The sequence below is a fragment of the Streptomyces sp. JJ36 genome, from assembly GCF_021696945.1.
In the GTDB taxonomy this organism is placed as follows: Bacteria; Actinomycetota; Actinomycetes; order Streptomycetales; family Streptomycetaceae; genus Streptomyces.
The window spans coordinates 19,796-31,452 of sequence record NZ_JACYHE010000036.1 but is presented as its reverse complement, the minus strand read 5'-3'; the positions used below and the strand labels follow the sequence as shown (position 1 = coordinate 31,452).

Here is an 11,657-nt window from a genome sequence, read left to right as displayed (position 1 = left end):
ACCGGGCCCGGTCAGCGGCGGCGGAGGACCATGTGCAGGCCGCCCCGCGGCCGGAGCGTCACGGTGGGCTGTACGGCGGGCACACCCCCGGAGGGCACGTCGAGCCGCCGGCCCTGCGCCAGCATCGCGATCACCACCACGGTCTCCGTCATCGCGAAGGCGTTGCCCACGCACCCGCGCCGCCCGCCGCCGAACGGGATGAAGGCGTGGCGGTGCCGCCCGGCCCCGCGTCCCGGCAGGAACCGCCCGGGGTCGAAGCCCTCCGGGTTCTCCCAGAAGTCCGGGTGCCGGTGGACCAGATAGGGCGGCACGGCCACCGTGCTGCCCGCGGGCACCCGCACCCCGTCGATCTCGTCGTCCCGCAGCGCGTCCCGCTCCAGGGTCCAGAACGGCGGGTAGAGGCGCAGGGCCTCGCACAGCACGGCCTTCGTCCACACCAGCCCGTCCAGGTCCTCCGGACCCGGGTCCCGGCCGGCGAGCACGGTGTCCACCTCCTCCTCCAGCCGCTGCCGGGCCGCGGGATGGGTGGCCAGCAGATACAGGGCCCACACCAGGGCGGTGGCGCTGGTCTCGTGCCCGGCCATCAGGAAGGTGACGATCTCGTCGCGGAGCTGCCGGTCGCCCAGTGCGGTGCCGTCCTCGTGCCGGGCGTCGAGCAGCGCGTCCAGCAGGTCGGGCCCGGCGGAGTCCCGCGTGCCGCCCGCGCGCCGGGCGGCGATCACGGTGGCGACGACCTCGTCCACCGCCCGCACCGCCGCGGCCCACTTCCGGTAACCGGGGGTGGTCCGCAGGCCGAGGCGGGGTGCCCGGAGCAGCAGCGGGTTGCGCATGGCGGTGACCGCGAAGTCCTGCATGGCGGTCACCGAGGGGGAGACGCGGGCGCCGGGCCCGCGCAGGTCGGCCCCGAACAGCGCCTCGCCCACGATGTTCAGCGTCAGCAGGCTCATCGCCTCGGAGACGTCCACCACGTCGCCGGGGGCGCGGCGGTCCCAGTCGTCCAGCATGCGCCGTACGTTCCGCACCATCACCGGGTGGAAGGCGGCGACCCGGCGGTGCGAGAAGAGCGGCTGGATCAGCCGCCGCTGCCGCTCCCACAGCGCGCCCTCGCTGGTGACCAGGCCGTCGCCGAGGAACTCCCGCAGCGGCCGGTAGGTCACCGACTTCGGGTAGTCGGCGTGGCGGGTGACGAAGACGTGCTCCGCGTGGTCCGGGTGGGAGAGCACGAAGAGCGCGCGGTCCCCGCGCAGCAGCGGCACCCGCACCAGATCGCCGTACCGGCGGTAGAGGCCGAGGCCGGCCGCCAGCGGGTCGCGGGCGAGCGCCGCCAGCACCCGCGGTGTCTCCGCCCGGCCGGGGCCGGGCGGCCGCCGCCCGGCGTGCCCGCGCCCGTCCCGCGCCGCCGTGGCCGCTCCGGCGCCGCCGCTGCTCCCCGTCATGTCGTGCTCCTCCCACCGCTCCTGTGCATCCCGCGCGCCCTGCTCGCCCGGCGCGTCCTGCTCGCGCCGCCCCACCTGCCGTACGTCCCGGGCCTCGCGCCCGCCGCGTCCACCGCCCCGGCGCCCCCTCGCCGCAGCCACCGCGTCCACCGCCGCGCCGGCCCATGCCGGGACCGGCTTCCGGCACCAGCACCGCGGCCGCGCGCGCCGTCCCGCACCGCCACCGCCCGGCTCACCCGCGCCGGTGCAGCGACATCGCCATCGCGTGCAGCGGCCGCATGGTGACGGTGAACTTCGCCGCCGGGTCGAATCCCGGCAGCAGGTTCAGCCGGTACCGCTGGGTGATCATCGCCAGCGCCAGCACCACCTCGATCAGTGCGAACGCGTTGCCGACACACATCCGCCGCCCGCCGCCGAAGGGGATGTAGGCGTAGCGGTGCCGGCCCGCGGCCCGCTCCGGCAGGAAGCGCTCCGGGTCGAACGCCTCGGCGTTCGGCCAGACCGCCGGGTGCCGGTGCACCAGGTACGGCGGCACGATCACGGTGCTGCCCGGGCGCACCCGTACGCCCCCGACCTCGTCCTCGGCCTCGGCGTCCCGCTCGACCGTCCACACCGGCGGGTAGAGCCGCAGGGACTCGCTCAGCACGGCCTTCGTCCACACCAGCTTGTCCAGGTCCTCCGGGCCGGGTACGCGGCCGGCGAGCACCGTGTCCACCTCCTCCTCCAGCCGCTCGCGGACCGCGGGCGCGGTGGAGAGCAGGTAGAGCGTCCAGGCCAGCGAGTTGGCGCTGGTCTCGTGCCCGGCCATGAAGAAGGTGACGATCTCGTCCCGGAGCTGCCGGTCGCCGATCGCCGAGCCGTCCTCGTAGCGGGCGTCGAGCAGCGCGTCCAGCAGGTCGCGGCCCTCGTCCCCGCGGTCCCGGGCACGGCGGGCGGCGATGACCCGGGCGACCACGGCGTCGATCACCGACTTGGCGTGGTCCCACTCCCGGTAGCCGGGCGTGGTGCGGTAGGCCAGCCGGGGCGCCACCCAGGTCAACGGGTTCTTCACCACCCGGGTCACGGCGTGCTGGAGGGACTCGACGGCGTGGTAGACGCGGTCCTTGTCGCCGGAGAGGTCCGCGCCGAAGAGCGTCGCACCGACGATGTCGATGGTCAGCCCGCTCATCGCCTCGGTGGCCTCCAGCACGCTGCCGTCCGGCAGCCGGTCCCAGGAGTCCAGGGTGCGGGAGACCGCCTCGGCCATCAGCGGCTGGAGGCCCAGCACCCGGCGGTGCGAGAAGAGCGGCTGGATCAGCCGCCGCTGCCGCTCCCACAGCTCGCCGTCGCTGGTGATCAGGCCGAGCCCGATCCACTCGCGCAGCGGCCGGTAGGTGAACGCCTTGCCGTACCGCTGCTGCTGCGCCACCAGCACATGCTCGGCGTGCTCCGGGCGGCAGAAGAGGTGGATGCTGCGGCCCGGGGCGATCGGGAGCCGCACCACGTCGCCGTACCGCGCGACCGTCTGCCGCATGGACCGCAGCGGGTCGCTGACGGCCAGCCGCAGCAGGGCCGGGATCTGGTGGGGCCGGGGTCCCGGCACCTCGCTGTCACGCATTCGTCCGCACTCCGCTCGTCACTCGTAGCCGATCGCCTGCACCACGTCGAGCCGCCCCGCCCGCCGGGCCGGCGGCAGCGCGCCGGCCAGCGCGACGACGATCGCGCCGCCGGCCAGCGCCACCGCGGCCGGGGCGGGCGCGAACGGGATGTCCAGCGCGAGCGCGTCCGCCATCACGGCGGTCGACAGGGCGTGCAGCACCGTGCCGACCAGCAGGCCGGCGGCCCCGCCGACGACGCTCACCGCCGCCGCCTCGGCGAGGATCACCCGGCGGACGTACCGCCGGCTGCCGCCCAGTGCGCGCAGGATGCCCAGCTCGCGGCGGCGCTCGACGACGGCGAGCATCAGGGTGTTCAGCAGGGCCAGCGCCGCCACACCGGCGATGATCCACTGGAGGACCAGGGCCAGCGCCCCGACCTGGCGCACCGCGGACTCGGTGGCGGCGACGGACTCCGCACCGGTCAGCACGTGCACCGGGTACGGCTGCCGGCCGGCCCACTCCTCCAGCCGCCGCCGCACCTCCGTCACCGGGGCGCCGTCCGCCGTCTGCACCTCGTAGAAGGAGGCGCCGTCCGGCCCGAACCACGCGCCGAGCCGGTCCAGCGAGACGGCGACCAGCCCGGCGCCCAGGGACACGTAGTCCACCACGTCCACGATCCGCACCCGCTGCTCGCCGTGCGGGGTGGGCAGCCGCAGCACGTCGCCCGCGGCCAGGCCGTGGTCCCGGGCGAAGCCGGTGGAGACCACGGCGCCGGTGCCCTCCCGGAGGGCCTTCCGCGCCTCGGGGGCGGCCAGCCGGTAGGCGGTGGAGTTGCTGCGCCCGCCGACGCCCTGGAGCAGCACCCGGTCGCCGTCCAGGTGCAGGAAGGTGAACTGGCCGGGGACGGCCCGGGCCACGCCGTCCACGGCCGCCAGCTCGCGTCCGGTCTCCCGCGGCAGCAGCGGGCGGACGGGCAGCACGTCCTCCGCGGCGCGCTGCACCATGACATCGGTGTCGGCCAGCGTCGAGACGTTCTCCGAGGCCGCCGCCACGGTGTTCTGCGAGGAGCCCGTGGTGGCCGCGCCGATCGCGACCGCCAGGCAGACCGTCATGCCCGTCGCCCACACCCGGCGCGGCGCCCGCTCCACCGCGGAGGCGGCGATCCGGCCGGGGGCGCCGAACCGCCCGGCGAGCCAGGAGGCCGCCCGGACGAGCTGCCGGGTCAGGGCGTACGCCACCAGCAGCACGCCCAGCACGAAGAGGCTGGTCGCGCCGAAGGAGCGGGTGTCGTCGAAGGCGGCCGCGACCACGAAGGCCAGCGCGGCCAGCACCAGACCCGCGGTGAGCGCCGCCATCCGGCGTGGGCTGCGGGCGGGCTCCGCGCGCTCCGTCACCGGGTCGGCGGTGCGCAGCGCCTCCACCGGCTGCACCCGGGAGACCCGGCGGGCCGCCGGCCAGGCGGAGGCCAGCCCGGCGGCGACGCAGGCCACCAGCGCCGCCGGGACGGCCGTCGCGGGCATCGCGAGCTCGATCCGCGCGTCCACCGCGTCGGTGACCACCGGGGGCAGCGCGTCGATGCCGGCCCCGGCCAGCAGCCGGCCGAGCGCGCTCCCCAGGGCGGCGCCGAGCGCCGCCAGCAGTGCGGCCTCCAGCAGGAAGTCCCGCGTCAGCGGCCGCCGCCGGGCACCCAGGGCGCGCAGCGCGGCCAGCTCGGAACGGCGTTCGGCGGCCGCCATGTTCATCGTGTTGAAGACCAGGAAGCCCGCCACGACCAGGGCGATGAAGGCCACCAGCAGCGTCACGTTGCGCACCATGGCCGTGGCCTCCGCGGCCTGCTCGGCGCGGAAGGAGGTGTCCGCCACGTACGCCTGCGGGCCCAGTGCGGTGGAGAGTTCCCGCTCCAGGGTGTCCCGTCCGGTGCCCGCCTCGGGGACGATCAGCACCGACTGCAACCGCCCGTCCAGCCCGCCGAGCCGCTGGGCGAGCGGTAGCGGCGCCAGCAGGTAGTCGCCGCTGTTGACCCGCCGGGCGGGGCCGCCCTCCAGGGTGCCGGCGAGGCGTACGGTGTGCTGCTCGCCGGTCATCGCCTGCACGGTGATCCGTTCGCCGCCCGGCGGGGCCGCCAGGCCGGGCCCCGCCAGCACCGCGTCGCCGCCCGGCCGGGCCTCCGCGCCGGCCTTCCGCACCACCGCGGCGAGGGTGCTGTCCAGCGCGGCGGCGGAGGCGTCGGTGCCCAGCAGCAGCACTCGTTCGCCGTCCAGCAGCACCGGGGTGCGGACCAGCGGCACGGCGGCCGCGACGCCCTCGGTCTCCGCGGCCCGCCGCAGCACCGACGGGTCCAGCCCGCCGTCGGTGCGCCCGGTGATCTCCAGTTCGGCGCGCCCGGAGAGGCGTTCGGCGAGCCTTCCGGCGGAGCCGCTGACCGAGCCGTAGATGCCGAGGACGGAGACGATGAGGGCGGCGGAGACGGTGATCACGCCGAGCGAGAGCAGGCTGCGGCCGGGACGGGTGCGCAGCGTGCGGAGGTGGAACAGCCGGAGCCGGGCGAGCACCACGCGGGGCCCGGTCACCGCGCGCCTCCCTGCCCGGCGTAGGTCGCGACCACGTCCTGCGGCGCGCCGTCGGCCACCACCGCGCCGTCGGTGAGGAGTACCGCCCGGTCGCTGCGTAACGCGGCGTCCATGCTGTGCGTGACCATCACCACGGCCCGTCCGGAGCCGTCGTGTGCGAGGCCGGTGAGCAGGTCGAGGAGTTCCTCGCCGGTGCGGGTGTCGACGTTGCCGGTGGGTTCGTCGGCGAGGATGATCGCGGGGTCCATCACCAGGGCGCGGGCGATGGCGACCCGCTGCATCTGCCCGCCGGACATCTCCTGCGGGCGGTGGTCGGTGCGGGTCCCGAGGCCCACCCGCTCCAGCAGCGCGACGGCCTCGTCGCGGACGGCGCCCAGCGGCTCGCCGCCGAGCAGCCGGGGCACGGCGACGTTCTCCCACGCGGTGAGCGCGGGCAGCAGGTGGAAGAACTGGAAGACGAAGCCGACGCGGGCGCGACGCAGGTCGGAGAGCCGGTCGTCGCCCAGCGCGCCGAGGTCGGTGCCGTCCAGCAGCACCCGGCCCTCCGTGGGGGTGTCCAGGGCCCCCATGAGGTGGAGCATCGTGCTCTTGCCCGAGCCGGAGGGGCCCAGCACCGAGACGCACCGCCCGGCCTCGAGGGACAAGGACACCTGGTTCAGGGCGCGGACGGTCTGTTCTCCGCGCCGGTAGTCGTGGACGACCCGGTCGAGCTCGACCCTGACCGTACCGGCCATGCTGCTGCCCCCCAGCTCCCCTCGTCCCTCCGTACGGTGCGGAGTCCCCCCGGGCGCCGCCCGGCCCCGCACCCGGCGACGATACGCGTACGCCCGCCGCCGGGTGAGGGCTTCGGCAGAAGCGGCTACCGCACGAACACCCCGGCCTGGCTCGCCAGGTCCAGGAAGTACTGCGGGGCGACGCCCAGCACCAGGGTCACCACGACGCCGACGGTGATGGCGGTGACCGTGAGCGGGCTGGGCACCGCGACGCTGGGCCCGTCCGCCTTGGGCTCGCTGAAGAACATCAGCACGATGACACGGACGTAGAAGAACGCGGCGATGGCGGAGGCGATCACACCGACCACCACCAGCGCGCCCGCGCCGCTCTCCGCCGCGGCCTTGAACACCGCGAACTTCCCGGCGAAGCCGGAGGTCAGCGGGATGCCCGCGAAGGCCAGCAGGAACACCGCGAAGACCGCGGCCACCAGCGGCGAACGCCGCCCCAGCCCGGCCCACTTCGACAGGTGGGTGGCCTCGCCGCCGGCGTCCCGCACCAGGGTCACCACCGCGAACGCGCCCAGCGTCACGAACGAGTAGGCGCCCAGGTAGAACAGCACAGAGGAGACGCCGTCCTCCGAGGTCGCGATGACACCGGCGAGGATGAAGCCGGCGTGCGCGATCGAGGAGTAGGCCAGCAGCCGCTTGATGTCGGTCTGGGTGATGGCCACGATCGCGCCGCCCAGCATGGTGACGATGGCGACGCCCCACAGCACCGGCTCCCAGTCCCAGCGCAGCCCCGGCAGCACCACGTAGAGCAGCCGCAGCAGCGCGCCGAAGGCCGCCACCTTGGTGGCCGCCGCCATGAAGCCGGTGACCGGGGTCGGAGCGCCCTGGTAGACGTCCGGGGTCCACATGTGGAACGGCACCGCGCCGACCTTGAAGAGCAGGCCCATCAGCACCATCGCGCCGCCGACCAGCAGCAGCGCGTCGTTGCCCGTGGTCTCCGCGAGCGCCGGGGTGGTGGTGGTCTCGGCGTTGCCGATGACCCGGGCGATGCCGGCGTAGTCCACCGCGCCCGCGTAGCCGTACAGCAGCGCGATGCCGAACAGCAGGAAGGCGGAGGAGAAGGCGCCCAGCAGGAAGTACTTCACCGCCGCCTCCTGCGAGAGCAGGCGGTTGCGGCGGGCCAGCGCGCAGAGGATGTAGAGCGGGAGGGAGAAGACCTCCAGCGCCACGAAGAGGGTCAGCAGGTCGTTGGCCGCCGGGAAGATCAGCATGCCGGCGATCGCGAACAGGGCGAGCGGGAAGACCTCGGTGGTGGTGAAGCCCGCCTTGAGCGCCTGTTCCTCGGCCGGGCCGCCCGGGGTGGCCGCCGCCTGCGGGGTGAAGGAGTCGACCCGCCGGCCGTGCGCGACCGGGTCCAGCCTGCGCTCCGCGAAGGTGAACGCGGCCACCAGCCCGACCAGCAGGATGGTGCCCTGCAGGAAGAGGGCCGGGCCGTCCACGGCGATCGCCCCCATGGCGGCGATCTGCGCCTCGGTGGTGCCGTGCCCGCCCAGCGCCAGGGCGACCACCGCCGCGAAGGCGGAGGCCAGACCGGCGACGGCGACCAGCAACTGGGCGCCGTAGCGGGCCCGGCGGGGCGCGAACGCCTCGATGAGGACCCCGACCAGCGCGGCGCCGAGCACGATCAGCATCGGGGAGAGCTGGGCGTACTCGAAGTGCGGGGTCGGGATCTTCTCGGGGGACTCCGCCCCCAGCGTCCACAGACCGTGGACGGCGTGTGTGGTGCTCTGGCTCACGCTCACTTGGCCGCCTCCACCTCCGGAGCAGGGTCTTCCTTCCGCACGTCCGAGAGGGTGTGCTCGACGGCGGGATTGACGATCTCCGTCAGCGGCTTCGGGAAGACGCCGAGGAAGATGAGCAGGGCGATCAGCGGTGCCGCCACGGCCAGCTCCCGGACCCGCAGGTCCGGCATCCGGCGGACCTCGGCCCGCACCGGGCCGGTCATCGTGCGCTGGTAGAGCACCAGGACGTAGAGCGCGGCGAGCACGATGCCCGCGGTGGCGATGACACCCACCACCGGATACCGGCTGAAGGTGCCGACCAGCACCAGGAACTCGCTGACGAACGGCGCCAGCCCGGGCAGCGACAGCGTCGCCAGGCCGCCCACCAGGAAGGTGCCGGCCAGCACCGGGGCCACCTTCTGCACGCCGCCGTAGTCCGCGATGAGCCGGGAGCCGCGCCGCGAGATCAGGAAGCCGGCGACCAGCATCAGGGCGGCCGTCGAGAGGCCGTGGTTGACCATGTAGAGCGTGGCGCCGCCCTGGCCCTGCGAGGTCATCGCGAAGATGCCCATGATGATGAAGCCGAAGTGGGAGATGGACGCGTAGGCGATCAGCCGCTTGATGTCCCGCTGGCCGACCGCCAGCAGGGCGCCGTAGACGATGCTGACCAGCGCCAGCGCCAGCACCACCGGGGTGGCCCACTCGCTCGCGCCGGGGAAGAGGCCGAGGCAGAAGCGGAGCATCGCGAAGGTGCCGACCTTGTCGACCACCGCGGTGATGAGCACGGCCACCGGCGCGGTGGACTCGCCCATCGCGTTGGGCAGCCAGGTGTGCAGCGGCCACAGCGGCGCCTTCACCGCGAAGGCGAAGAAGAAGCCGAGGAAGAGCAGCCGCTCGGTGCTGGTGGCCATGTCCAGCTCGCCGGCGGCGCGCGCCTCGGTGATGGCCTGCAGGGAGAAGGTGCCGGCGTCGAGCTGGTCGGCGGTGACCGCGTACAGCCCGATGACGGCGGCCAGCATGATGAGGCCGCCGGCCAGGTTGTAGAGGAGGAACTTCACCGCGGCGTAGCTGCGCTGCCGCGCCGCCTCCTCCTCGCCGTGCTCGTGGGCACGGTCCCCGAAGCCCCCGATGAGGAAGTACATCGGGATGAGCATGGCCTCGAAGAAGATGTAGAAGAGGAAGACGTCCGTGGCCAGGAAGGAGAGGATCACCATCGCCTCGACGGCCAGGATCAGGGCGAAGAAGCCCTGGGTGGGCCGCCACCGGCCGCGGGGCTCCTCACCCTCCCGGAGGTCGGCGTCGTGCCAGCCGGCCAGGATGACGAACGGGATGAGCACCGCGGTCAGCGCCACCAGCACGGCGCCGATGCCGTCCACGCCCAGCTCGTAGCGGACGCCGAAGTCGGCGATCCACGCGTGCGACTCGGTGAGCTGGTAGCGGTCGCCTCCCGGGTCGAAGCGGACCAGCACGGCGGCGGCCAGCACGACCGTCGCCAGCGAGGTGAACAGCGCCAGCCACTTCGCCGTGGTGCGCTTGGCGGCGGGCACGGCGGCGGTGGCGATCGCACCGATCGCCGGGACCGCGGCCGTGACCGTCAGCAGGGGAAATGACATCTCAGACCGCCCTCATCAGCAGGGTGGCGGCGACGAGCACCGCCGCACCGCCGAACATCGAGACCGCGTACGAGCGGGCGAAACCGTTCTGGACCCGGCGCAGCCGTCCGGACGCGCCGCCGAAGGCGGCGGCGGTGCCGTTGACCACACCGTCGACGAGCTTGTGGTCGAGGTAGACCAGGCCGCGCGTCAGGTACTCGCCGGGCTTGACCAGCGCCACGTGGTTGAAGTCGTCCTGGAGCAGGTCGCGCCGGGCCGCCCGGGTGAGCAGGCTGCCGCGCGGGGCGGTCGCCGGGACCGGGCGGCGGCCGTACTGGGCCACGGCGGTGCCCGCACCGATGAGCAGCGCCACCACGGTGGCGGTGGTGACGGTGAAGGCCGACACCGGCGGGTGACCGTGCTCGAAGTCGGTGACCGGCTCCAGCCAGTGCACGAAGGCCTCGTTCAGGTCGAAGAAGAAGCCCGCGAAGACCGAACCGAAGGCCAGCACGATCATGGGGATCGTCATGGTCTTCGGCGACTCGTGCGGGTGCGGCTCGGCGTGCTCGCCGCGGTGCTGCGCCGCCGGCTCCACGTCCGACGCCTCGGGCGACGGCGTCGGCCGGTTCCGCCAGCGCTCCTCCCCGAAGAAGGTCAGCACCATCACCCGCGTCATGTAGTACGCGGTGAGGGCCGCGCCCAGCAGCGCGCAGGAGCCCAGGATCCAGCCCTGGGTGCCGCCCTTGGCGAAGGCCGCCTCGATGATCAGGTCCTTGGAGAAGAAGCCGGACAGGGGCGGGAACCCGATGATCGCCAGATAGCCGAGTCCGAAGGTGACGAAGGTGACCGGCATGTACTTCCGCAGGCCGCCGTAGCGGCGCATGTCCACCTCGTCGTTCATCCCGTGCATCACCGACCCCGCGCCGAGGAACAGCCCGGCCTTGAAGAAGCCGTGGGTGACCAGGTGCATGATGGCGAAGGCGTAGCCGATCGGGCCGAGCCCGGCGGCCAGCATCATGTAGCCGATCTGCGACATGGTCGAGCCGGCCAGCGCCTTCTTGATGTCGTCCTTGGCACACCCGACGATGGCACCGAAGAGCAGCGTGACCGCGCCGACCGTGACCACCGCGAGCTGGGCGTCCGGGGCGGCGTTGAAGATGTCCGCGGACCGGGTGATGAGGTAGACGCCCGCGGTCACCATGGTCGCGGCGTGGATGAGGGCGGAGACCGGGGTCGGGCCCTCCATCGCGTCGCCGAGCCAGGACTGCAGCGGCACCTGGGCCGACTTGCCGCAGGCGGCGAGCAGCAGCATCAGGCCGATGGCCGTCAGGGTGCCCTCGCCGGTCTCCCCCACCGAGGTCAGCACCGGTTCGAAGGCGAAGGTGCCGAAGGTGGTGAACATGACCATGATCGCGATGGAGAGGCCGACATCGCCGACCCGGTTCACCAGGAACGCCTTCTTGGCGGCGGTGGCCGCGCTGGGCTTGTGCTGCCAGAAGCCGATCAGCAGGTAGGAGGCGAGACCGACGCCCTCCCAGCCGACGTACAGCAGCAGGTAGTTGTCGGCGAGCACCAGCAGGAGCATCGCCGCGAGGAAGAGGTTGAGATAACCGAAGAAGCGCCGGCGCCGCTCGTCGTGCTCCATGTAGCCGACGGAGTAGAGGTGGATCAGCGAGCCGACCCCGGTGATCAGCAGGACGAAGGTCATGGAGAGCTGGTCGAGCTGGAAGGCGACGTCCGCCTGAAAGCCGCCGACCGGGATCCAGCTGAAGAGGTGCTGGTGCAGGGCGCGGTCCTCGGCGTCCCTGCTCAGCATCTCCGCGAAGAGCACCAGCCCGATCGCGAAGGACGCGCCGGCCAGGGCGGTGCCCAGCCAGTGTCCGGTGCGGTCGAGCCGGCGGCCGCCGCAGAGCAGGACGGCCGCACCGAGCAGCGGGGCGCCGACGAGCAGCCCGATGAGTGATTCCACTGGTCCGTAC

General features: G+C 73.8%; 7 protein-coding genes. All 7 read right to left on the bottom strand.

The window, feature by feature from the left end:
* Positions 1-11 precede the first annotated feature (11 nt).
* Positions 12-1,436, bottom strand: coding sequence for a cytochrome P450 (locus tag HOY81_RS15615; RefSeq protein ID WP_237321017.1), 1,425 nt, complete (start codon positions 1,434-1,436; stop codon positions 12-14).
* 232 nt (positions 1,437-1,668) lie between these two features.
* Positions 1,669-3,033: a cytochrome P450 gene (locus HOY81_RS15610; protein ID WP_237321016.1), complete on the bottom strand. Its 1,365-nt coding sequence runs from the start codon at positions 3,031-3,033 to the stop codon at positions 1,669-1,671.
* Positions 3,034-3,051: 18 nt separating this feature from the next.
* The gene (locus tag HOY81_RS15605; RefSeq protein ID WP_237321015.1) at positions 3,052-5,583 is read right to left on the bottom strand and encodes an FtsX-like permease family protein; all 2,532 of its coding nucleotides are present in this window, start codon (positions 5,581-5,583) and stop codon (positions 3,052-3,054) included.
* On the bottom strand, positions 5,580-6,317 hold the full coding sequence (locus HOY81_RS15600; RefSeq protein WP_237321014.1) for an ABC transporter ATP-binding protein: 738 nt from the start codon (positions 6,315-6,317) through the stop codon (positions 5,580-5,582). Before HOY81_RS15600 ends, HOY81_RS15605 begins: the two co-directional genes overlap by 4 nt.
* A 125-nt stretch (positions 6,318-6,442) precedes the next feature.
* Entirely contained in the window at positions 6,443-8,107 is a 1,665-nt protein-coding gene (gene nuoN, locus HOY81_RS15595; RefSeq protein ID WP_237321013.1) for an NADH-quinone oxidoreductase subunit NuoN, read from the bottom strand.
* Positions 8,104-9,699, bottom strand: a complete 1,596-nt coding sequence (locus HOY81_RS15590; protein WP_237321012.1) for an NADH-quinone oxidoreductase subunit M — start codon at positions 9,697-9,699, stop codon at positions 8,104-8,106. The genes nuoN and HOY81_RS15590 overlap by 4 nt, the downstream gene beginning before the upstream one ends.
* A 1-nt stretch (position 9,700) precedes the next feature.
* The gene (gene nuoL, locus HOY81_RS15585) at positions 9,701-11,647 is read right to left on the bottom strand and encodes an NADH-quinone oxidoreductase subunit L (RefSeq protein WP_237321011.1); all 1,947 of its coding nucleotides are present in this window, start codon (positions 11,645-11,647) and stop codon (positions 9,701-9,703) included.
* Positions 11,648-11,657: the final 10 nt, after the last annotated feature.

Excerpts from the sequence above, each read along its gene's own strand:
- HOY81_RS15590 (WP_237321012.1), bottom strand. The coding sequence starts at position 9,699 with ATGTCATTTCCCCTGCTGACGGTCACGGCCGCGGTCCCGGCGATCGGT.
- HOY81_RS15610 (WP_237321016.1), bottom strand. The coding sequence starts at position 3,033 with ATGCGTGACAGCGAGGTGCCGGGACCCCGGCCCCACCAGATCCCGGCC.
- HOY81_RS15615 (WP_237321017.1), bottom strand. The coding sequence starts at position 1,436 with ATGACGGGGAGCAGCGGCGGCGCCGGAGCGGCCACGGCGGCGCGGGAC.
- HOY81_RS15600 (WP_237321014.1), bottom strand. The coding sequence starts at position 6,317 with ATGGCCGGTACGGTCAGGGTCGAGCTCGACCGGGTCGTCCACGACTAC.